Source organism: Acinetobacter sp. CIP 101966 (genome assembly GCF_000369725.1).
Taxonomy (GTDB): Bacteria; Pseudomonadota; Gammaproteobacteria; order Pseudomonadales; family Moraxellaceae; genus Acinetobacter; species Acinetobacter lwoffii_Q.
This window is the reverse complement of record NZ_KB850159.1, coordinates 214,469-234,045: the sequence shown is the minus strand read 5'-3', so window position 1 is coordinate 234,045 and position 19,577 is coordinate 214,469. Positions and strand designations below refer to the sequence as shown.

Annotated in this window: 29 protein-coding genes; 24 read left to right on the top strand and 5 right to left on the bottom strand. The window is 41.7% G+C overall.

Annotated features, from left to right (window positions below; all coding sequences use genetic code 11):
- Positions 1 to 28: 28 nt before the first annotated feature.
- The 4 genes from F891_RS04010 to F891_RS03995 form a co-directional block, all read right to left on the bottom strand.
- Positions 29 to 784 carry a DUF3800 domain-containing protein gene (locus F891_RS04010; RefSeq protein WP_005262249.1) on the bottom strand — a complete coding sequence of 252 codons (756 nt, stop codon included), beginning with the start codon at positions 782 to 784 and terminating at the stop codon, positions 29 to 31.
- A gap of 75 nt (positions 785 to 859) precedes the next feature.
- Positions 860 to 1,162, bottom strand: a complete 303-nt coding sequence (locus tag F891_RS04005) for a hypothetical protein (protein ID WP_005262247.1) — start codon at positions 1,160 to 1,162, stop codon at positions 860 to 862.
- Between the two features lie 126 nt (positions 1,163 to 1,288).
- Positions 1,289 to 1,507, bottom strand: coding sequence for a hypothetical protein (locus F891_RS04000; protein ID WP_005262245.1), 219 nt, complete (start codon positions 1,505 to 1,507; stop codon positions 1,289 to 1,291).
- Positions 1,508 to 1,519: 12 nt separating this feature from the next.
- Positions 1,520 to 2,293: a LexA family transcriptional regulator gene (locus tag F891_RS03995; protein WP_005262244.1), complete on the bottom strand. Its 774-nt coding sequence runs from the start codon at positions 2,291 to 2,293 to the stop codon at positions 1,520 to 1,522.
- A 117-nt stretch (positions 2,294 to 2,410) separates the two neighbouring features.
- On the opposite strand from F891_RS03995, the gene F891_RS03990 reads away from it, so the two are divergent.
- The 9 genes from F891_RS03990 to F891_RS18025 all read left to right on the top strand — a co-directional run bounded on the left by F891_RS03990 (position 2,411) and on the right by F891_RS18025 (position 8,057).
- Entirely contained in the window at positions 2,411 to 2,635 is a 225-nt protein-coding gene (locus F891_RS03990; RefSeq protein ID WP_005262243.1) for a hypothetical protein, read from the top strand.
- Between the two features lie 56 nt (positions 2,636 to 2,691).
- Positions 2,692 to 3,171: a phage regulatory CII family protein gene (locus F891_RS03985; protein ID WP_005171431.1), complete on the top strand. Its 480-nt coding sequence runs from the start codon at positions 2,692 to 2,694 to the stop codon at positions 3,169 to 3,171.
- 52 nt (positions 3,172 to 3,223) lie between these two features.
- On the top strand, positions 3,224 to 4,117 hold the full coding sequence (locus F891_RS03980) for a replication protein (RefSeq protein ID WP_005262242.1): 894 nt from the start codon (positions 3,224 to 3,226) through the stop codon (positions 4,115 to 4,117).
- Complete coding sequence (locus F891_RS03975; RefSeq protein ID WP_005262240.1) at positions 4,114 to 4,860, top strand: ATP-binding protein; 747 nt, start codon at positions 4,114 to 4,116, stop codon at positions 4,858 to 4,860. Before F891_RS03980 ends, F891_RS03975 begins: the two co-directional genes overlap by 4 nt.
- On the top strand, positions 4,857 to 5,174 hold the full coding sequence (locus tag F891_RS03970; protein ID WP_004730172.1) for a hypothetical protein: 318 nt from the start codon (positions 4,857 to 4,859) through the stop codon (positions 5,172 to 5,174). The genes F891_RS03975 and F891_RS03970 overlap by 4 nt, the downstream gene beginning before the upstream one ends.
- 70 nt (positions 5,175 to 5,244) lie before the next feature.
- On the top strand, positions 5,245 to 5,655 hold the full coding sequence (locus F891_RS03965; RefSeq protein ID WP_005262237.1) for a DUF559 domain-containing protein: 411 nt from the start codon (positions 5,245 to 5,247) through the stop codon (positions 5,653 to 5,655).
- Positions 5,652 to 6,203 carry a hypothetical protein gene (locus F891_RS03960; RefSeq protein WP_005262236.1) on the top strand — a complete coding sequence of 184 codons (552 nt, stop codon included), beginning with the start codon at positions 5,652 to 5,654 and terminating at the stop codon, positions 6,201 to 6,203. The genes F891_RS03965 and F891_RS03960 overlap by 4 nt, the downstream gene beginning before the upstream one ends.
- Positions 6,204 to 6,402: 199 nt before the next feature.
- A complete protein-coding gene (locus F891_RS03955) occupies positions 6,403 to 6,639 on the top strand; it encodes a hypothetical protein (RefSeq protein WP_005262234.1) in 237 nt (78 codons plus the stop codon).
- Positions 6,640 to 7,883: 1,244 nt separating this feature from the next.
- Complete coding sequence (locus F891_RS18025; protein ID WP_005262230.1) at positions 7,884 to 8,057, top strand: hypothetical protein; 174 nt, start codon at positions 7,884 to 7,886, stop codon at positions 8,055 to 8,057.
- Between the two features lie 105 nt (positions 8,058 to 8,162).
- On the opposite strand, the gene F891_RS03945 is transcribed toward F891_RS18025, so the two are convergent.
- Positions 8,163 to 8,345 (bottom strand): hypothetical protein, encoded by a 183-nt coding sequence (locus F891_RS03945; protein WP_004646436.1) that lies wholly within the window; start codon positions 8,343 to 8,345, stop codon positions 8,163 to 8,165.
- Between the two features lie 242 nt (positions 8,346 to 8,587).
- On the opposite strand from F891_RS03945, the gene F891_RS03940 reads away from it, so the two are divergent.
- The 15 genes from F891_RS03940 to F891_RS03875 are packed head-to-tail and all read left to right on the top strand — an operon-like array spanning position 8,588 to position 19,356.
- Positions 8,588 to 9,025 (top strand): hypothetical protein, encoded by a 438-nt coding sequence (locus F891_RS03940; protein WP_005262228.1) that lies wholly within the window; start codon positions 8,588 to 8,590, stop codon positions 9,023 to 9,025.
- Positions 8,985 to 9,626 carry a putative metallopeptidase gene (locus F891_RS03935; protein ID WP_005262227.1) on the top strand — a complete coding sequence of 214 codons (642 nt, stop codon included), beginning with the start codon at positions 8,985 to 8,987 and terminating at the stop codon, positions 9,624 to 9,626. Before F891_RS03940 ends, F891_RS03935 begins: the two co-directional genes overlap by 41 nt.
- Positions 9,627 to 9,671: 45 nt before the next feature.
- Positions 9,672 to 10,139, top strand: a complete 468-nt coding sequence (locus tag F891_RS03930; protein ID WP_005262226.1) for a DUF2280 domain-containing protein — start codon at positions 9,672 to 9,674, stop codon at positions 10,137 to 10,139.
- Entirely contained in the window at positions 10,129 to 11,532 is a 1,404-nt protein-coding gene (gene terL, locus F891_RS03925) for a phage terminase large subunit (protein WP_005262225.1), read from the top strand. Before F891_RS03930 ends, terL begins: the two co-directional genes overlap by 11 nt.
- A gap of 14 nt (positions 11,533 to 11,546) precedes the next feature.
- On the top strand, positions 11,547 to 13,022 hold the full coding sequence (locus tag F891_RS03920; RefSeq protein WP_005262224.1) for a phage portal protein family protein: 1,476 nt from the start codon (positions 11,547 to 11,549) through the stop codon (positions 13,020 to 13,022).
- Between the two features lie 3 nt (positions 13,023 to 13,025).
- On the top strand, positions 13,026 to 14,231 hold the full coding sequence (locus tag F891_RS03915) for a phage head morphogenesis protein (protein WP_005262223.1): 1,206 nt from the start codon (positions 13,026 to 13,028) through the stop codon (positions 14,229 to 14,231).
- 53 nt (positions 14,232 to 14,284) lie between these two features.
- Positions 14,285 to 15,247: a hypothetical protein gene (locus F891_RS03910; protein ID WP_005262222.1), complete on the top strand. Its 963-nt coding sequence runs from the start codon at positions 14,285 to 14,287 to the stop codon at positions 15,245 to 15,247.
- A 3-nt stretch (positions 15,248 to 15,250) separates the two neighbouring features.
- Positions 15,251 to 15,625 (top strand): hypothetical protein, encoded by a 375-nt coding sequence (locus F891_RS03905; protein ID WP_005262221.1) that lies wholly within the window; start codon positions 15,251 to 15,253, stop codon positions 15,623 to 15,625.
- Between the two features lie 5 nt (positions 15,626 to 15,630).
- Positions 15,631 to 16,710, top strand: a complete 1,080-nt coding sequence (locus F891_RS03900) for a major capsid protein (protein WP_005262220.1) — start codon at positions 15,631 to 15,633, stop codon at positions 16,708 to 16,710.
- Positions 16,711 to 16,720: 10 nt separating this feature from the next.
- Complete coding sequence (locus tag F891_RS03895; RefSeq protein ID WP_005262219.1) at positions 16,721 to 17,080, top strand: hypothetical protein; 360 nt, start codon at positions 16,721 to 16,723, stop codon at positions 17,078 to 17,080.
- A gap of 7 nt (positions 17,081 to 17,087) precedes the next feature.
- On the top strand, positions 17,088 to 17,531 hold the full coding sequence (locus F891_RS03890) for a gp436 family protein (RefSeq protein WP_004893875.1): 444 nt from the start codon (positions 17,088 to 17,090) through the stop codon (positions 17,529 to 17,531).
- Between the two features lie 7 nt (positions 17,532 to 17,538).
- Positions 17,539 to 18,036 carry a phage virion morphogenesis protein gene (locus tag F891_RS03885; RefSeq protein ID WP_005262218.1) on the top strand — a complete coding sequence of 166 codons (498 nt, stop codon included), beginning with the start codon at positions 17,539 to 17,541 and terminating at the stop codon, positions 18,034 to 18,036.
- Positions 18,011 to 18,433 (top strand): phage tail terminator protein, encoded by a 423-nt coding sequence (locus tag F891_RS03880; RefSeq protein ID WP_005262217.1) that lies wholly within the window; start codon positions 18,011 to 18,013, stop codon positions 18,431 to 18,433. The genes F891_RS03885 and F891_RS03880 overlap by 26 nt, the downstream gene beginning before the upstream one ends.
- A 9-nt stretch (positions 18,434 to 18,442) precedes the next feature.
- A complete protein-coding gene (locus tag F891_RS18020; protein WP_005097140.1) occupies positions 18,443 to 18,613 on the top strand; it encodes a hypothetical protein in 171 nt (56 codons plus the stop codon).
- A complete protein-coding gene (locus F891_RS03875; RefSeq protein ID WP_005262215.1) occupies positions 18,613 to 19,356 on the top strand; it encodes a phage tail tube protein in 744 nt (247 codons plus the stop codon). Before F891_RS18020 ends, F891_RS03875 begins: the two co-directional genes overlap by 1 nt.
- Positions 19,357 to 19,577: the final 221 nt, after the last annotated feature.

The window sequence follows — 19,577 nt, the reverse complement described above, 5'->3', positions numbered from 1 at the left end:
CGTTATGTTAGGGCCTTTTGTTTATTTGTTATCTAGGAAATACTTTTAATCCATAACCGTGGTATCCAATTCCAGCCCCCTTACGGCCATTCGCGCTATAAAATTTATACTTCAACACATCAAATGCTCTATTAACTTGTTCAGGCTTTAGGACATGATTGCCTATAGGGCGTGCAACCAAATCAGCAATTTGTAGTCCTGATGAATTTACTTTTTTTGAAGCCATTTTGATTTCAAACGGGAGGCAAATTTTTTCGTAATTATTCCCGTCACAAACTCTCCTAAACTCAAGCTCTAAATCCCTGTCTTCCTGCAATCCACGCTGCTCAAAAACAATGAAAGTCTTCTTATCTTGTTGATTTTTCTCCACTAAAAACTTATAGATTCTTTCCAAGCCGAACTCTAAAGCAATAAAATATGGATTTTTGGGAACAGTATATCTTTGAATTAGAATATCTTTTCTAACAACACAAGAGATTAGAATAAAATTTGTTTCTTGCATCAGTTCAGTAAGGTCGCTTAAGAGAGCTTCTTTTTGGTCTTTGGATGAATAATTCTTAAAATCCCCCGTACCTTTGAGGATATCCCTTTCATGCATCACAATAATATCGTGACCAAAATGCTTAAATTTAAGTTGCTCTAATTTCTTGATTACAGTTTCTGTGTAATATCTTTTATGAAAAATACAAAAGGCTAGAACAAAGACAGGGTACTTTGTGTTGTAGCCATTTACGGTATGGTCACCACTTTCATCAACATAAACAATATAATCGCTAAACTCCATACCCCACTCCAATACCAACTAAGCCGCATATAGCGGCTTTTTTATTCATACAGCCAACAAAAATTGAGTTGGGATTTAGAGCGCAGAATACTTTTCTAAAAACTCATCTATCCATCCTTGTGCCACTTCAAGATTGGTTATGTCCGCCAACTTTAGATTAGTCTCTTCTGCTTCGTTAAAGCCCTCAATAATAGCTTCAAAGATATTTGCCTCACTAATGACCTCACGTGCTATTTCAGCAGCGTCATAGCTTTGCTTGGCCTTCTTAAGCGAAGCTATTTGCTTATCAACCCCTTCACCGATTTTACCTAATGCCAATTTAAATTCTTGACGATTAATTGTTAGCGCAGTTTTGGATTTATTAAGTGTTGCGATCATTGTGGTTTCCTTCTTAGAGATATTTTATTAAATATTTTCAATCAAAGAGCGGTGTCGGTTCGCATTTTAAAAAGCCATTGAGAACCATGCTATGGCTACTCCTGTAAAGAGTAACCCTAGTCATATTTATTCATCTTTCTTATTAACCATCTTTTGACCCAGTTTTCCTTCCTTGCAAAGTTGAACGATCTGATCATTGGTATACACAGGAATAAAACGGCCTTTCCCAAGTCCTTTAATTAGAACCTGAACATCGAAGGCGGAGAGGGTCACACCTTCATTGTTTTGCGCAGCTTCTTTAAGTCGGTCTACAACTTGATTAATAGGTAGTTGTGAATGATCCATTGTATTATCTCCTTAAGGTTTAACTAGAGCTGATTCCAGGCGACCAATAAAATCAATTTCATTAAGCTGCTCATTGGTAATAAATTCATCTGGATAGCGAATCTTGTCAGGATTATCGCTTGCAAGCCTTACAGTTGTGCTACCTGCATAACTGATGAAAATCCTTTTCATTCTTAGCTCGTAGTTATGTTTAAAAACATATACCGATCCACTTTTAAGCATGCTTGGATCTTTATCAGCCACATCAATAAAGAGAGGGCTATCTGGTGCCACAGTAGGCCACATGCTGTATTCGTCAGAATAAATTACCCGCAAGTTTTCAGGCTTGGCCTGAATACCTAAAATTCTTAATAGTGATGGGTCAATATCTAAATATTCACTTGGATCTTCTAAATAATTCTCTATCCCACTTCCACAAGAGGCCTTTACATCCCTATACACCGGTATTCTCACATTGTTTTTTTTAATCCCTTCAGCACCACGAAATTCAATGGGCGCAATTTGGATCCCGCTTTTATTTGAAATATCACTTAAAGGCATGGTGATGGCATTTGCCTGATCCAAAAAACCTTTAGGCTTACCAAAAGCTTCCTCTATTTTGGTTGCAGTCTCATCGCCAATATTTTTGGTCGGGTTTTTCCCGATGTATTGGCTAACCAAATTATAAGAAATCCCCACCTTTTCAGCAAAATCAGTACGACTCAACCCAGATTCCTTCATTAAGTCTCGAGCATTCTTAAGCCGTATTTCATGAATTTGCATCAAACCAGACATGCCAAACCCCATTATTAAATCCATTACTAAATTTACCTGTTAGGTAGAAAAAATAAATACCCTGACAGGTTGAATAAATTTTACCTAAAAGGTATATTTAATATTAATTTACCTATCAGGTGTATTTTCATGCGAAACCTATATGATTACTGGAAATCCTTAAGCGAGGATGAGAAGCATATTTTTTGTTCTCGTGTAGGGGTGTCTTACGGCTATATGGAATCACATTTGATTCATGGTCGTAAAAAACCCCGCATGGAAACTATCCAAGCAATTGTTGATGCTAGCAATAACAAGCTATCCCACAAAAATCTTTTTGACTTCTTCCTAAAGAAGACCCCAATAGCTGCTTAAACCAATTATCAATCAGTAATCGTTTTAAAGAAACGTGAACAAAAACAGGGATTCACATGATTCTAAAGAAAGAAACAAGAATAGCGATTCATCAGATGATTAATCAGTCCGAAGGATTTGATCCAAAGGATATTGCTCAAGTCACTGGTGATGCGCACAAGACGATTTGCAACTATGGCAATCCAAATATGGAGAACCATGATCCAAGTCTAAAGAAGTTTGAGGCGATCATGCTTTTGACCCAAAACCCGGTAGTTCTGAAAGTTTGGGCGCACATGCTAGGTTTTGTTCTTATGCCGGCAGGTGGAGAAGGCACACATCGTCAGATGACTATCGTAGAGGCATTACTTCAAATGAATTCTGAAACTGGAAAAGCCAATCAAAAGGTTTATGAGGTTTTAGAAGATGGCATGGTGACGCCACAAGAATATGCGGAAGCGAGCGAAATTCTTAATCGCATTATTGAAAACGCTAAAGCGGCGGATATGGCTTTAAGCAAGCAAATGCATAAATTCACACAAAAAGAAAAAGCCTGATTTCTGAGATCAGGCTTTTTAATTCGAATTCGATCGGAGAAAAGAATTGAACATGAAGTCAAATCTAGCACATGAACCACCGCTACCTCAAGGGCAAGTAGTTCATTTCCCAAAAAATGAGCGCAAAGCTATGTCGAATAAAGAAGAGCGCTACACCAAGATGCCTAACACGTTAATTGATAGCCAGATTATGGCTCAACTGAACGATAAGGCATTTAAGTGTTTAATGTTTGTCATGCGTCAAACCATTGGATTTGACCGCGTATCTCACCCAATCGCCATCACTCAATTTCAAAAATATTGCGGTATCAAAAAACGCGATACGGTTATGTCATGTATTCGTGATCTGGAAGAACTCGGCTTAATCAAAGTTGAGAGAACAACAGGCTGTCTAAGCGAATATCAATTTACTCCTGACCAGTACCGCGAAAAGGGACTAGTACCAAATGAAGGTAGTACCCTTAAAGGTGACGGGACTAGTACCACCAAACGGGACGGGACTAGTACCGCGAAAGGTGACGGGACTAGTACCGTTGAACGGGACCCTATTAAAGAAACACTTAAAGAAACATTTAAAGAAAACTTTAAAGAGAAAAACACGCAAGAAAATTCAGTTGATCAGGTTCTAAAACTTTGGACGCCAGATTTACATTCTTTGAATTCCTGGTTACAGCGATCAGGTGAAACTCCGATGACCCAAGAACTGGTGAATCAGATTTTACTTGAAGTGAATGCCCATTACGAACCACGTTTGAATGCAGGTCAGATTACAGACACCCAGATGTATTCAAACTTCGTGAAGTGGATCAAACGTAAATACACTCAAAAACAAAATTCACACTCTGCAGCACCCGCCCAAAACAACCGCAACGTAAATCAAAACTGGGGCCAGGTTCAACAGTACGCACCCGCAACCGATGACATCGACTTGGAGGGCTTAGTATGAATGCAGCAGCTCTACTTGGTTCAAAAATTCAGATCAGCTCTGAATACTGTGACCGCCACCAGATGCAAAAAGTTCAACTGGGTAACCAGTCAATTTGCAAACAGTGTGCATCTGAAATCTTAAATCAGGCCCATCAGGATCATGCAGCCTCTGTCAATCAGATGGTTCGTGAAAAGCATTTTGAAGGCGCGAAGTTACCAGGTCGTCATGCAAACAGTGGTTTTAAGGAATACATCACCACTAACGACGGCCAGAAACATGCCAAAGCTCAGTGTGTGAAATTCACTAAAGACTTTCTGGAAGGCATCACTCGCAATCTGATTATGGTGGGTCGTACTGGTACTGGAAAAACCCATTTGGCATGCGCAGTCGCTCGCAACGTTCTGGAGGCGCGTAAATACGCCCGCTACGTCACTTCTGAAGATATGGCTAATGAGATTGCCAACGCTTGGAAAAAAGCCGATGACAACGAAGCCAACGCAATCTGGCGCTATACCGATTATGACCTTCTGATTCTGGATGAATATGGATTGCATGATCGCCATGAAAACCGCCTGCAACTGGTTCACAAGGTTTTATATGCGCGTTATGACGCAGGTAAGCCGACCATGCTGATTTCAAATATGACCAAGGATGATTTGGCGACTGATTTGGGTGATCGACTATGGTCCCGGTTCCAGCATGACGGATTGGCTGTGGTTGAGTGCAATTGGATGGATCGGCGTGTAGGGGGTGGAGTGTGAATACAACAATTGAAGAATTTTTGAAAAATGGTGGCGAGATTAAGCAAATTGATTCTGATGATCAGTCAAAAATCCATAGGAAAGTTAGCTTTGAAGATCAGATAAGTTTGATGCTTTTTGCTTGTTATGCCACTACGCCATTTTCAGTGAAGGACGTGCAAGAAGCTGTTTTTGATTTCCATAGAACCACTATTTACAGCCTGCTTCAGGAGCATGTCAAAGGTGGTTATTTGGAGCGTGTATCAGAGAGTCATTACCGTGCAACTGCATATGCCAAAGACATTATGAATGTAAAGGGTGAAATTGCCGTATGAAGGATCTAAACAAAACATTGATGTTTATTTTCATGGCAATTGGCGCCGTCGTTTTGAGGATGTGGTGTGAATGACCAGCTACTCAATCGCTGAATACAAGAAGATGGTTAAAGCTACCAAGCCGAAAGGGCGCTCCAAACGCCCTAAGGTGAAAGGCGAAAAAGTACAAAGCGAAGGTGAAGTAAAACTGGCCACTGCGTTAAAAGCTTTAAAAATAGATTTTGAGCAGGAATTTAAATTTCACCCTGATCGTAAGTGGAAAGCAGATTTTCACTTAGTAGACAAAAAGATATTGGTTGAGGTTGAAGGTGGGATCTGGAGTGGTGGAAGACATACCAGAGGCAAGGGGTATATCGGGGACATGGAAAAATATAACGCCGCAACAATGATGGGTTTTCAGGTAATACGGTTTAGTACAGATCAAGTGAAGTCAGGTCACGCGATCCAGCAAATTGAGAAGATGGTAGGGGATTTGGGATGAATGCGATGGTTGAAAAATTTGAACAGTTTGAATGGTTGATTCGGGGTACTACAGCAAAGTCACCTAACTTTGAGCCTGTGGTGCATGGGACTAATGAGAAGCCTTTAACGTATCAGGATAAGTTGGGTGCCATTGCATCAATGGATACCGATCTGGCGAAGGCAATTGCTTCAGTCATCGTATTTGGCCCAGCAGCTAAAGCTGATTTTGATCATGTACAGGAACACCTGGCAAATATCATGATTTTAAATGCGGTCCAAGATAAACGTCGTGAACCAGATGGAATCAAGATTAAGGATTTAGCTAAACGTGTGGCCTTTATGGTGATTCAGTTTACTCTAGATCCGACGTTTGAAGAAAACTTCACAGCTAAAGGCCGTTTATACGCAGCTGGTATTGGTGCTCATCAGATGACACTAAAAGCCTATGATTGCACATGGAAACAGTATGAAAAGTTGATGGCACTAGCGATTGACTCTGCAATAGATGAGGCAGCTAAAGCTATTAGAAAGTACAAGAAAAATACCTACAAAGAATTTGAAGCATAAAGCTAGTAATATTTTTCTGATTCAGGTATTCTTTTTCTATACTGGTCGTATTACGGTTCAACCGAGACCAAGTGTTATCTGATAAAATGTTGACTGCTAGGAAAGACTAGTAAAGGCTCATCGAAAGGTGGGCTTTTTTGACATTATTTATTCATAAAATTAAGTGATAATGCCTTTTTGTTTTTGAGCTCTAATTGAAATGGCGATTTTAACTGTTAAAAAACTAGAAGATACTCTCGGTAAATTAGTGGCTGAAGGCAAAAAGCCTGAAAAGATTTTATTAGGCTATAAAGCGTATGGCGAGCTAATGAATGATCGTAGCTTTTTTGAGGAAGTGGCTGGCTCGGCAATGGATCCAAACAAACGAAAATATAAAAATATTAAAATTAAGGTCACTCAAGACGAATACCAGTTTAACGTGAAATGTCAAAAATAGGTTTAAGCATCAAGGAAAGCTCGCCAAATGGTGGGCTTTTTTAATATTTTCTTAATCAACAAGATGTCATACTTGGAACTATATTCAGAGCAAGTGAGTATAGTTGTGGAACGTAAAAATCTTATGTTTGTAGGCGGAATATTGTTCGCGTCCATATTTTTATTATTTTTCTGCTTCTATCAGTATAAGTCTGATAAAAAAAGACAGATTGAAAATCTTGAGAAGATAGTTGAAAAGATAGAGGCCTCCAAATAGATTTCTTGAGGCTAAACTGAAAGCTCATTTCAATATGGGCTTTTTTTGATGCTTAGAATTTATTACCTGAAAAGAAAATTAACTTAAGTTCAACATTTGAAAACAGTTTCTTAATATTCTCTATACTTTCTGATCAAAGCCTTAGTGCTATATTGTTTTTGCGATAAGAAGAAGACGTAATACGAAGAAAGTGACTACAGCACTGGCCCACTTATTTTGACGAGTAAGTGGGCTTTTTATTGCCTGTAAAAAGGCGACCCAAGCCTACTGGAGTGCTGACCAGCGGAACATGCCTTCGAGTAAACTTCCTTCGGGAATCTAGACTAGGGAGTAGCGTCCCGACCTAAAGAGGATTGAAAGCAAGTAAAGCAGACCGTGCATGTTAGGTGTGTGTGATTGTGAGTAGCGTCTGGCCCTGCGAAAAGGGCTTTTTTATTGCCCTGAGAAATACTAGTGTAATCACACCAAGTTAAAATGCTTGATTAACCAGGAAGGAATCTTGCTTAGTTCGACACAGTTAATGACATTATTTCAGCAATGAATATTATAAATTTATGTTTTATAAGTAAAAATAACTGACATTTCTTGCGACATGATTGCTTGATTGTCCAGGAGTAAAATCATGCTTAGATTACTGATGTGTTTATTCGGCCTACACGGTGCGACTGAGATCGACTACACGATTGATGATGAAGAAATCAAAGTGTGTCGGGATTGTTTGAAAGAAATAAAGTGACTTAATTCAATTTAATCGTTAAAATCACTTAGTAATTAATAGTTTATTTTTAAAACGAGTTAGATCTCAAATATAATACATATTATCTTACCGATTATTCAAAATCTCCACATTTTGGATTTCAAGTTTCGCCCACATCGACCCCAATGATGTGGGTTTTTTTTGACTAAAAATTGCCGAACGTATTACGGCGTATAAAAGCCCCTCGCATTCTAGATGTTGAGGGGTTTTTCTTTTCTTATTGGTGGTACCCATGACAGATAAAGTACAAGCTAAACAAGACTTAGAATTTTGCAGTGCTGAGCTGTCTAAGTATCAGAATCTTAGTCGATCAGGATTGACACTAAATGAGATGCGAACCATTGACGGCATCATGATTAAGTTGAAAGAGCGTATTAAGAATTTGCGTGAAGCGTTGTATGCGTGATGCTAGATGATTTGAAGTGGTGTTGTGTAGAATAGATATTTCAAATTTCAAAAAGCCCATCAGGTAGATAGGCTTTTCTTACTAATCAAAAGATTGAGCGATGATTTACTTTTTATCTGTATTTTCTTTTTGATCATCTTGCTCTTTAGTGGAGGTTGTATCATTTTGATTGGGTTTATCTTGTGTAGGCTTCTGTGTATGGTTTTCTGATTTAGGCTTGTTTTCAGTAGCATTATTTGAAAATTGATTGAAAGAAGCTTTTTGAGCGGTATTTGTATTAACTAACATAGTTTTCTCAATTTTTGTTGCCGAAGATTCGACCTATTCAGAGTGACATACTAGTAGCACTTACAATGGGATGATTTGGAGGGGTAAGTGTAGATATATGTAGGATTTAAATGTTTATATCTTATTTATATTTCAAAGGTTTTTATAATAAACCGGTCGCCAGATTGATCTGTATCACTATTTAAATAGTCAAGGTATTTAATTTATATCTTCTCGATACATTGCTGATACAAGGGGTGTATATGGATGAAAAAGAATATTTCTGGAAAACCAAGAAGCGTCCAATCAAAACCAAACCCCGCAATAAGCCACTACCGAAAGCCAAAGAAAAATACTTAGAAGCAGAAGAAACCCTATTTCAAGAATTAGAAGAACATGCCATTGGTTATCGTCGAAAGTTTCAATTTGAATCAACCAAAAATTGGCGGTTTGATTTTTATATTGTGAAGCTGAACCTTCTTATAGAAATTGTGGGCAGTCCATGGGCGGTTGGTCGTGGTGGGAAAAAGATAGCGAATTCATTTAATAAGTATGATCTTGCTGAAGATCAAGGTTATACATTTGTGCGCCTTGAACCTCATCAGATTGAATCGGGTTATGCAATTAACTGGATTCGAAGTCAGTTAGAGAGATTAGAAGATGGAGCAGTTCAGACCATTCCCGCCGCCGGATCTGATTGATCAGGCTGAGGAAGAAGAAGCCATACGTTTGGCACCGGCACCCGAGCTTAAAGAATGGGTCGTGAATAACTGGTTAACTTTAGGCGGTGAACTGCATAACCCGGATCATGATCATATTGCCGAGCTGCTGCACGACAATGAAGAGTTCCTTGCATTCGCATGGGCTTCATCTGCCGCCGTAGCGAAAAAACGTATGGTGCTGGGCCAATGTGAAAAGGTCATGTTTAACCAAGGTGGCTGGAAGAAAGCACGTCAAGAACAGCAAATGCGTGATTGGTACGGCTTTGTACCTCAGTACCTGATCACTGTGGATGCTGCATTCTGTGAACAGGCTTCAGATCGTGAATTCTGCCGACTGATTGAGCATGAGCTGTATCACATCGGCGTTGAACGTGATGAAGATGGTGAGATCATTTATAGCGACCATACTGGCTTACCTAAGCATTACCTGGCTGGCCATGATGTTGAAGTGTTCTTTGGTGAAACTAAACGTTGGGGAGCAGATGAGTCTGTAAAACGGCTTTTGGAAATTGCCAAGAATGCACCGTTTGTATCTGAAACGAATATTGCTGCGTGTTGCGGGAACTGTGTTATTGGCTAATTTTTTTGCCCATTTAGGTTGACGTAGGTTGACAGGATTAAGGATATGGCAGTTCTTAAAAAAGAGATAAAACTCTTTATAGTTCGATCACTTGCCAGATTTAACACACCTACCGAAACAGCGGAACTCGTCAACCAAGATTACGGGGTGCAGGTTACAAAGCAGCAATGTGAAAAATATGATCCAACAAAGCGTGCAGGTGAAAATCTAAGCGATGAATTGAAAGCTGAGTTTGAAGTAACCAGAAAAGACTTTTTGGAAAAACCTCAAAATATTCCTATTGCAAACTTGACTGTTAGACTTCAGCGTTTAGAAAATCAATATCAAAAGCATGGCAAGAATCGAGTAGCCGCTTTGAATATTTTGAAGCAGGCTGCCGAAGATATGGGTGGTAAATATACCAACCGACAGGAAATCACTGGTAAAGACGGTAAGCCAATAGAAACCATCAATCAGAATGTACCTACGGATAGCTACCTGAAAGCAAGGGAGCAGGTCTTAGATGAATACTGACCCAGCACGTGAACTGGCAATACAGATTGAAGCTCAAGAGGATCTGTATTTCTTTTCACGTTTTATGTTTAAGGAACGGCGCAAGTACAAGTGGCTACATAACTGGCACCACCGTGTGGTATGTGATGCATTAATGAAGGTGTATCGGGGCGAAACTAAAAGACTGATTATCAATATTCCACCCCGATATTCTAAAACTGAGCTCGCAGTGATTAATTTCATGGCCTGGTGTTTTGGCAAAGCGCCTGACAGTGAGTTTATTCATGTCAGCTACTCAGCCACACTTGCAGCCAATAATGCCTTCCAGACGCGAAACCTAGTACAGGAAGAAGCATACAAACGTGTATTTCCTGATTTTGCATTACGTGATGATAGTAAAGCTAAAGATGACTGGCGCACTGCAAAAGGTGGTGTCTGCTATTCACAAGGTACTGGCGGTACCATTACTGGTTTTGGTGCTGGTAAATTTCGAGATTCATTTGGCGGTGCAATCATTATCGATGACCCACATAAAGCCAGTGAAGCACGTTCAGATACGATCCGTAAGGGTGTAATTGAGTGGTTTCAGAATACGCTTGAATCTCGTACCAACTCACCAGACACACCCATTATTGTCATTATGCAGCGTTTGCATGAGGAAGATTTGGCAGGCTGGCTACTTGACGGCGGTAATGGTGAAGAATGGGAGCATCTTGAGCTTTCAGCCATTCAGCCTGATGGATCAGCGCTATGGCCAGAGAAACACAGCATTGAAACGCTTGAACGAATGGAGCTGGCAGCGCCGTATGTTTTTGCTGGCCAATATCGTCAACGACCATCACCACCAGCAGGTGGTTTTTTTAAACCTGACAATATTGAAATTGTGGATGCGCTACCTGCGGATATCACTCATCAAGTACGTGCATGGGACTTGGCTTCTTCTGAAAATGAAGGTGACTTTACAGCAGGTGTACGTGAGGCGAAAAGCCGAGATGGGTATATCTATATCGTCGATGTGCAGCATGCACAGTTAGGCCCTGATGGCGTTGAAAAGCGTATTAAGCAAACTGCGGAGTTGGATGGTAAGTCAGTTGCTATTCGATTACCTCAGGATCCAGGTCAGGCAGGTAAAGCTCAAGCAAAGAACTTTATTACCAAGTTATCTGGTTTCAATGTAAAAGCTGAAACAGTCTCGGGGGATAAGATTACACGGGCTCAGCCTTTTGCAGCCCAAGTCAACGTAGGAAATGTGAAAATGCTGCGCGGCGACTGGAACAAGGCATTCATTGAGGAATTACGCAACTTTCCCAATGGTAAGCATGATGACCAGGTGGATGCTGGTAGTGATGCATTTAATGAATTAAATGAACCTCCACGAGTAAGACCGGGCGGGGGTGGCTCACGCAGTTTTTAATCAAGGTTTTTAATATGGCAAAATCCAAAAACAAGCAGAAAGAGACCAAGCCAAAATCAGCCGGTTTGTTGACCGAAGTTGCTGTTGAAAAACTGGCATTCAGTATGGGGCGTGCGGCTGATGTTGATGAGGTCTTGCGCAAGGCTGGGGTTACCCGACAGCGCTTAAGTGTGCTCATGGCAGATGATGAAATATCCCAGGCTATGGAAACCCGGCTTGATTCGGTGATTAATGCGCCATGGCGATTGAAAGAGGATCATGGGGAGCAAACCGAGTTTTTAAAGGAGCAGGTTGCTTATTGGCACAATGAAATTATCACCGGTGCATGGGAAGCATGCCCATTTGGCTACTCAGTCATGGAGGCCAATTACCAGGTTCTTGAGGATGGCAGGTTTACACTTAATGGCATTCAAGTGAAGCCACTTGAGTGGTTTGAGCCAAAGAATAACGGTGAACTAATTTATCGTGAGCCACAGGCCAATACAGAAATCAATGTATTTCAGAAGTGGCCATTAAAGTTCTTTTTAACTCGACGCAAGCCTTCATTCAAACAACCCTATGGCGATCCACTACTATCAAAGCTGTATTGGTTATGGTTCTTTAGAACAAACTCCACTAAGTTTTGGGTTAAGTTCTTAGAGCGATTTGGATCTCCGTTACTTGTGGGTAAGGTGGGTGGCGGCAGTCGAACCCAAGATGATATTGATGCCATGACCTCGGCATTACTAAATGCTCATTCACAATCAGTTATCTCGATTGGATCTGAAGATGATGTAAATACAGTAGGTACAAACTTCTCGGGTGCAGGTAGCTCAGCATTTGAGGCATTTGATACTGTTTTAACGCGCCGTATTCAGAAGGTTGTATTAGGCCAGACCCTCACATCGGGAACTGATGGCACAGGGAGTCGTGCGCTGGGTGAAGTACATGAAAATGTACGGATGGATAAGCGTAACTCCGACTTACGCATGATCACCCCGACCTTTCAGGATATTGTTGATGCAATTTGCTTCCTAAATGGATTTGAAAAGCACACGATTATTTTGGGTGGTGAGCAGGATTTAAATGTCAAAGTAGTTGAGCGTGACCTAAAGCTTAAAAACTTAGGTGTTGAGTTTACTGATCAGTATGTAATTGAGACGTATGGCATCAAGCCTGAGCACTTCAAAATGCGTTCTGAGCAGCTACCGGCGAATACTCAATTCTCTGCATTACCTCGCCAAGCATTCAACTTTAAAGCATCAGCAAACAAACTATCACCTGAACAGCAAGAAGTTGAAGAATTGACTGACGGCCAGGATGAATTACAGCTACTGAAACCGGATCAGGTCAAGGAGTTGGTATTCAAGTCTGATAGCCCTGAAAGCTTGGCTTATAACTTGATGCAGTTAATACCTGATGCAACTCAGACTCAGTTCACGGCCAATCTGGATCAGGCTTTGTATGCTGCGGATGTACTGGGATATGTGACGGCTCAAAACGGGAAGTAAGTTATGCAACCAGTCACATTCCTTGAGGCGCTTCGATTTGCTCACAATAAAAAGATCGTGCTACCTGATGAGTTCTATTCAATGGACTTAAAGACCCGACAGATGGCAACTACGGTTAGCTTTTTATCGAGTCTTGAGCAGATTGAGACGGTTATTAAGGCCGTGAATAAATCAATTGCCGACGGCGGTACTTTTAAAGATTTTCAGAAGCTGATTGAAGAATCTGAAATCATTCTGCCAAAGCACTACCTGGATAATGTATTTCGTACCAATATCCAAAATGCTTATGGTCATGGTCGGTGGCAACAACAGCAACGAAATAAGGCCAAGCGACAATATCTGATGTACTCGGCAATCAATGATAGCCGGGTACGTCCTAGTCATTTGGCTCTGAACCGGATTGTATTACCGATTGATCATCCATTTTGGCTGACACATTATCCACCTTTAGGCTTTCGTTGCCGGTGCACCGTGATTGCCTTAACTGAGAAACAGGCACTGAAATACGGTATTACACCTGATGATCTGTTGCCAGAAATTGCCGAGGCTTTGGATTGGAGTTCTCACCCATTGCAGTTTGGTGAACTTGAATCACTGGTGGATAAGAAAATCAGTGCTTCAAGTTTGGATAAGGAATATCTCCTCGAGCAGAAAGAAGTTATTAAGGCTGAATGGACGGTGAGTAAAAAGCTCACCAGTCTGTTTGCTCCGATGGATGAAAAGACTAGGGACTTATTCGATACTGTGGCCAATACAGTAATACCACTTGATCCAAGCATTCGACCAAGTGCGATTCGCACCTTCTTGGACTATGTGCAGGGAAATGATGCCGCACTGACTGGCTATTTAAACTCTGCTACAGGCTCACTAGCTGATGATGTACTTAAGCGCTGGCTGAGTGCAGACATGGCAGCGATTCAAACTGTGGCAAGCAATACGGCTTCAACCGTAGTGGGTGCTGCGACACTTAATCAAGTAGCGGCTTATCAGGTGGGGCAGACAGTTCAATTGAATGCGCCGTTGCTGATGGCTGATACAGCTTCAGATATCGTGATTAAGATTGAGAATGCTAAAGGGCTGGGCATTGATCTGGATATGTTAAATGCTGGTAATGGTGTTCTCATGCCGATGGGGCTATCTTTTGAGGTTGTTTCGATTGAGACGGTTGAAGGGCAAATGGTTTATACACTAAAGCCTTTATTAAACTAATTTAAAAATGAATATGACCGCCTTCTGGGCGGTTTTTTTATGGAGCATGAAAAATGCCAGATCCAAATGAAGAACGGCTGAAGTATTTATTCAATGCCTCAGCAATCGAAGTACCGAAAGCCGAAGAAGGGCAAAAACGAAAATTCAAAGGCACTGCCTATGCCGGTGGTCGTGTAGATGGTCACTGGTATTGGGGACGCTCTGGCGTGGTCTTTGATCTTGATGGTATCGAGATTGATAAGCCGACAGCCTTATTAGAAGAACACTTTGGCTCAAGTCGAATCGGTGTTGTTCAAACGGTAGATACAAACGGAAAGATTGATGTATCTGGTGATTTCCTCACTAATGCCAAAGCACAGGAAATTGTCCAGGACTCTGATGATGGTTTCCCGTTCCAGATGTCGATGATGATTGATCCGGGATCGATTGAAGAAGTGTCTCAAGGCAAGACAGTCACTGTGAATGGTCAATCCTTTGAAGGCCCGCTCACAATCTTCCGTCAAAACCGTATTCGTGAATTTACGATCTGCTCGACCGGTGCTGATCGCAACACATCAATCAAAGCCTTCTCGGGCAAAGCAAACCCAAACCCAACCAAAGAGGACACAGACGTGACCGAATTAGAAAAAACACAACAGGCCAAAGAGCAGGCAGAGCGTGAACGTGATAATGCCCTAGCTGAACTTAAGCAATTCAAAGCACAAAAGCGTGCTGATGAAATTGCAGCTTTAGAAACTGAGCTGAAAACACAGTTTAGTGCTGAAGATAAAACAGCTTATACCAATATGGACGATTCAGTTTTTGCCTTCACGGCTAAGCAACTTCGTCAGTTCTCGGCAGGTAGCCAACAGCCGCCAGCTACACCACAGGCACAACAAACACCAAGTGTGAATCCAGCATTTGCTCACTTGTTCACTCATCAAGCCAATCCGGGGCAGGGTGGCCAGTCGAATAATACCGACACTCACAAATTCACTTCTGGTGCACAAGCATTTGCAGAACAAAAGGGGAAATAATTCATGGCTATTCACTATGTACCGCCTATTTCGGTCACTTCAAAACGACTGATCCTGGACAATGAAAAATTACGTCGTGCTAATGCCAAGGTGCCAACCGCTACAGCATTTAAATACGGTGATCTATTAACGCTGTCAGATACTAATGTGCTGGCCCATGCTACTGATGAAAAAACATGGGATGTAATCTGCGGTCAGGATGTGTCGGCTGCAGAAGCCACAATCAAGGCCGCTGATGGAATCGAAATTCCAGTGTATTACGGCGGAGTGTTCAGTATTGAAGCTGTATCTGTAAATGGAACCTTGCTGACTACTGCTCAATATGACGCAGCGCGTGCACAGGCAACTAAAAACAAAATCGAACTTTCTAAGGTGTAATTAACATGCCACAGTCTTTTAATCTTGAGGGCACTCCCCTCGAACTTCTTGATGTGGGTGAACTCGCACTGATTCACTCGAATTACCGTCCGATGGATACCTGGCTTTTAGACAAGCTTTTCCCAAATCGCCCGTTATTCACCCGTGATGATGTACCTTTGGCTGAAGTATCTGCCGAACATGATCTGGCACCACTGGTATCTCCGCAACAGCCTGGTAAGCCATTTGATACTACTCAATCTGGTGAAGTACGCCATGTTAAACCGGCTTACTACAAGCCAAAGAACCAAGTCACTCCGGCTGAAACTTTTGAAATTGCCTTGCTGGAACGTTTACGTACCGCAGGCATCATCTCTACTGGCAACCAGCGACTGTCTGAGCAAGAGCAAATGATCATTGCTCAGATCTCGGTAATGAAGCGTAACCATGATGCGATTGATAACTCGGTCCTCATGATGGCAATTGATTTACTGAAAAATGGTAAATACGCGCTTCACTCCGATGATTATGAATACAACCTGGTGGATTACCGTCGTGATGCTTCTTTGACATATACGCCGTTGGTCAAATGGAATGAAGCGGGTGCCAAGCCAGTAACGGATATTCGCACCATGCTTGAACGTCAATTGGCTGCTGATGGTGGTGAAGCTAAGCTGTCTGTTATGTCTGGCTTGGTTTGGGCGGCTCTCTGGAACAATGAAGAGTTCAAAAAAGAATTCATCACGCCGTATGCCGGTATTTCTGTTCCAGTGAATCCAAGTTTTGGTGTTAAGGAATCGGCGACCTTCAAAGGTACTTTTGATGGAATCGAATTCTGGGTATATGACGCAACTTACCGCAACAAGGGCAAGGTGAATCGTTTTATTCCTAAGGATTACTTCTCTTTGATCTCTGATACCAATGGTTCAGTTGCTCACTGTAAGATTAAAAACATGCTGGCCAACGGCGTTGCTCAGCAATACTTTGATCGTCAGTGGTACTGCGAAGATCCAAGCGGCATCATGCTGATGACTGAATCTGCTCCACTGGTTGTGCCGTCTAATAAGAACGGTGTAGTTGGTGGTACTGGCTTTATCACTCTATAAGGAGCAAGACATGCCGAAGTACACAGCAAAACAATCCATCGGGCACTTTATGCCAGGTGATGAAATCAAAGGGCTTGAAGCTAAACAACTTCAGGCCCTTTTAGCATCTGGGGCTATTGAAGAATATCAGGAGCCGGAAGAGCCAGAAGCAGACAATACCGCTGCACGTTTGGCTGAGCTTGAAAAGGCCAATGCTGAACTGACAGCTGCGAATAAAACCTTAACCGAAGCCAATCAGACAGCAGCTGCTGACAAGGCAAAGGTAGATCAAGAAGTTACCGAGCTAAAAGCTAAAGTGGCTGAACTTGAAAAGGCAAAGTCTGCTGCAAAACCTAAAGCAGATCCAAAGCCTGCTGACGAAACCAAATAGGTGATTTATGTATGCGACTAAAGCTGATTTAGTCGCTCGATTTGGTGAAAACGTACTTAACCTTGCACTCATGTTTCCTGCTGATGCTCCAGATCCATTAGAGACAGCATTGCAAGATGCTTGTGAGGAAGTGGACGGATATCTAGCAGTACGCTACCCATTACCCTTGCCAAATGTGCCTAACAATTTAAAGCGAATAGTGTGTGAAATTGCTCGCTATAAACTTTATTTCGAGGAAGCACCTGAAGCTACCGAAGTCCGTTACAGGATGGCGATAGATTTCTTAAAGGGTGTACGGGATGGCAAAAACTCACTGGCAATTTTAGATACCAGTAACCAAATTAGCGACGACCAACCCAAAGGCAGACCTTCAACAGCACCGGTCGGTACTTCATATACCGGTGGCGTATTTGGGGATTCTATCCTGGATCAAATGCCCAGCATGAAGTGAGGTGCTTATGGCTTTTGCAATAACCATTCAGGCAGATAGTTCACCGATTGAAGCAATCCTTGCTCGCTTAAACCAGTTCGATGTCGATAAGTCAAAGATGTTTAACGACATTGGCGATGCCATGCTTTATGCGACAAGAAAGCGATTTCAATATCAACATGATGTTGACGGTAATCCATGGAAGGTTTCATGGCGTGCTCGCTTGCAAGGCGGGGAGACAGGACGTAATGATGGGCATTTACTCAATGGTATGAGCTACAACGTTCTGAGCAATGGCGTAGAGTGGGGTGCTAATCAAACCTATGCGCATGTTTTTCATTATGGTGCTCATATCACCCCTAAGAACGGTCAATACATTACGTTTGCGGTGGCAGGGCAATATCGAAAAGTAAAAGAGGTGAACATTCCATCCCGTACTTTTCTTGGTATTAATTCGGAAGATGAGGCGAAAGTCTTAGACATTGTCGGGAGTTTTATAGATGAGCACCTTCTTCGCGGTGCGTGATGAGATTGCAGAAAAACTGAAAGAGATTCCAGAATTTCTAAAGATCTATACGCCGTTGAATTCAGTCAGCGTAACAGAGATGTCGCAAGTCACGCCGTCGGCACACGTCAATTTTGTTCGTATAGATAAAAAGGCAAGTGCAGGTCGTGGAAGTATCAACCAGATCGGTCAGCAATGGGCGGTTACGGTGGCATGTCGCAATGCTCAATCTCAAATGACCGATGGACGTGCTGTAAGTGATGAAGCGGGGTTTTTGACTGAGAAGGTGATTCAACTGCTTTCCGGCTGGCAGCCTCAGGCATCACGAACGGCACTAGAAATGATTTCGGTTCGGGATGGGTATAGTCCAGGCTTTGCATACATCACCATAATTTTTGAATCACAAAAATTCATTTAGGAGCCAGTCATGGCAAAACAATACAAGGCAACGCAGCCTGTCGGTCGCTTTAAAAAGGGCGATGTCGTTGGCGGACTGGACGATGCTCAAATTAAAAAATTAGTGGCAGATGGTGTGATTCAGGAAGTACCTGAACCTAAATCTGCTCCAGCCAAGAAAACCACAGGGGATGAAAAGTAATGGTTAAATCAGATTTAATCTCGCTTCAAGGTGAGCTTCATTTGGCGAAGATGGTTAATAGTGTGCCATCTGCCTTATTGCCCGTTGGTAATACACCGGAATTACAGATTGCAATCTCTAGTGAATCCACGGATCACTATGAAAGTAAAACCGGCCTCCGTGCTAAGGATGCGGTACTACGCAAACAAACTGCAGTGGCTATCTCTGGTACGCTTGAAGAAGTAACAAAGCAAAACTTAGCAATGGTCCTAAGTGGCAAATCAATCGAAATCCCTGAAACTCAGCTGACTGATATTACTCTGGGTGCTGTAGAAGCTGGCGCCATGATTGATTTAGGTCACCGCAATTTAAGTGAAGTGGATTTTAAAGACAGCTCGGATGTTGCCATTACTTCAGATAAATATGTACTGGATGCAGTTTACGGCACAGTCATTTTTAATGAAGCTATTGTTGGTTCAGTTAAGTTTTCTGCCAAAGCCGGTGCTAAGACACGTACTACAATTGCAACTAACCTAGGTAATGAATATCGCTTGCTGTTTAAAGGCATTGATACTGTTACAGGCGATAAGGTGATCTTAACTTTATGGCGCGTCGAATTTTCGCCAGATACCGAGTTTGATCTAATTCATGAGGACTTCGGATCTTATTCAATTGAAGGTGAAGCACTGGCAGATATCTCTAAAGCTAATGATGAAGAGCTAAGTGTATTTGGTCATATTGAGCGTTTTAGCGTAGCTGCATAAACCCATAAACCATACAGGCACAAAGAACTCCACGGCGCTATGCGTCTTTTTTTGTGCCTGCCTTATAGTAATAAGTCTTAAAACATTTAAGATGAAACTTAATAAATAGTAAAAAATAAAGATTATGTAATCTTTTGTTATTCTAATTTTCATCTGATGGGGATATAAAAGATATTCAGTTCATGTTAAGAATAAAACTGCTATGACTAAAATAGAAATAT

What these genes read in the sequence shown, in the direction of transcription:
- F891_RS03900 (WP_005262220.1), top strand. Translation starts at nt 15,631, where the DNA reads ATGCCACAGTCTTTTAATCTTGAGGGCACTCCCCTCGAACTTCTTGAT.
- F891_RS03880 (WP_005262217.1), top strand. Translation starts at nt 18,011, where the DNA reads ATGAGCACCTTCTTCGCGGTGCGTGATGAGATTGCAGAAAAACTGAAA.
- F891_RS03975 (WP_005262240.1), top strand. Translation starts at nt 4,114, where the DNA reads ATGAATGCAGCAGCTCTACTTGGTTCAAAAATTCAGATCAGCTCTGAA.
- F891_RS03885 (WP_005262218.1), top strand. Translation starts at nt 17,539, where the DNA reads ATGGCTTTTGCAATAACCATTCAGGCAGATAGTTCACCGATTGAAGCA.
- F891_RS03985 (WP_005171431.1), top strand. Translation starts at nt 2,692, where the DNA reads ATGATTCTAAAGAAAGAAACAAGAATAGCGATTCATCAGATGATTAAT.
- terL (WP_005262225.1), top strand. Translation starts at nt 10,129, where the DNA reads ATGAATACTGACCCAGCACGTGAACTGGCAATACAGATTGAAGCTCAA.
- F891_RS03980 (WP_005262242.1), top strand. Translation starts at nt 3,224, where the DNA reads ATGAAGTCAAATCTAGCACATGAACCACCGCTACCTCAAGGGCAAGTA.
- F891_RS04005 (WP_005262247.1), bottom strand. Translation starts at nt 1,162, where the DNA reads ATGATCGCAACACTTAATAAATCCAAAACTGCGCTAACAATTAATCGT.
- F891_RS03965 (WP_005262237.1), top strand. Translation starts at nt 5,245, where the DNA reads ATGACCAGCTACTCAATCGCTGAATACAAGAAGATGGTTAAAGCTACC.
- F891_RS04010 (WP_005262249.1), bottom strand. Translation starts at nt 784, where the DNA reads ATGGAGTTTAGCGATTATATTGTTTATGTTGATGAAAGTGGTGACCAT.
- F891_RS03930 (WP_005262226.1), top strand. Translation starts at nt 9,672, where the DNA reads ATGGCAGTTCTTAAAAAAGAGATAAAACTCTTTATAGTTCGATCACTT.
- F891_RS03995 (WP_005262244.1), bottom strand. Translation starts at nt 2,293, where the DNA reads ATGGGGTTTGGCATGTCTGGTTTGATGCAAATTCATGAAATACGGCTT.
- F891_RS04000 (WP_005262245.1), bottom strand. Translation starts at nt 1,507, where the DNA reads ATGGATCATTCACAACTACCTATTAATCAAGTTGTAGACCGACTTAAA.
- F891_RS03905 (WP_005262221.1), top strand. Translation starts at nt 15,251, where the DNA reads ATGGCTATTCACTATGTACCGCCTATTTCGGTCACTTCAAAACGACTG.
- F891_RS03935 (WP_005262227.1), top strand. Translation starts at nt 8,985, where the DNA reads ATGGAGCAGTTCAGACCATTCCCGCCGCCGGATCTGATTGATCAGGCT.
- F891_RS03990 (WP_005262243.1), top strand. Translation starts at nt 2,411, where the DNA reads ATGCGAAACCTATATGATTACTGGAAATCCTTAAGCGAGGATGAGAAG.
- F891_RS03920 (WP_005262224.1), top strand. Translation starts at nt 11,547, where the DNA reads ATGGCAAAATCCAAAAACAAGCAGAAAGAGACCAAGCCAAAATCAGCC.
- F891_RS03960 (WP_005262236.1), top strand. Translation starts at nt 5,652, where the DNA reads ATGAATGCGATGGTTGAAAAATTTGAACAGTTTGAATGGTTGATTCGG.
- F891_RS18025 (WP_005262230.1), top strand. Translation starts at nt 7,884, where the DNA reads ATGACAGATAAAGTACAAGCTAAACAAGACTTAGAATTTTGCAGTGCT.
- F891_RS03945 (WP_004646436.1), bottom strand. Translation starts at nt 8,345, where the DNA reads ATGTTAGTTAATACAAATACCGCTCAAAAAGCTTCTTTCAATCAATTT.
- F891_RS03875 (WP_005262215.1), top strand. Translation starts at nt 18,613, where the DNA reads ATGGTTAAATCAGATTTAATCTCGCTTCAAGGTGAGCTTCATTTGGCG.
- F891_RS03890 (WP_004893875.1), top strand. Translation starts at nt 17,088, where the DNA reads ATGTATGCGACTAAAGCTGATTTAGTCGCTCGATTTGGTGAAAACGTA.
- F891_RS03895 (WP_005262219.1), top strand. Translation starts at nt 16,721, where the DNA reads ATGCCGAAGTACACAGCAAAACAATCCATCGGGCACTTTATGCCAGGT.
- F891_RS03940 (WP_005262228.1), top strand. Translation starts at nt 8,588, where the DNA reads ATGGATGAAAAAGAATATTTCTGGAAAACCAAGAAGCGTCCAATCAAA.
- F891_RS03915 (WP_005262223.1), top strand. Translation starts at nt 13,026, where the DNA reads ATGCAACCAGTCACATTCCTTGAGGCGCTTCGATTTGCTCACAATAAA.
- F891_RS03910 (WP_005262222.1), top strand. Translation starts at nt 14,285, where the DNA reads ATGCCAGATCCAAATGAAGAACGGCTGAAGTATTTATTCAATGCCTCA.
- F891_RS18020 (WP_005097140.1), top strand. Translation starts at nt 18,443, where the DNA reads ATGGCAAAACAATACAAGGCAACGCAGCCTGTCGGTCGCTTTAAAAAG.
- F891_RS03955 (WP_005262234.1), top strand. Translation starts at nt 6,403, where the DNA reads ATGGCGATTTTAACTGTTAAAAAACTAGAAGATACTCTCGGTAAATTA.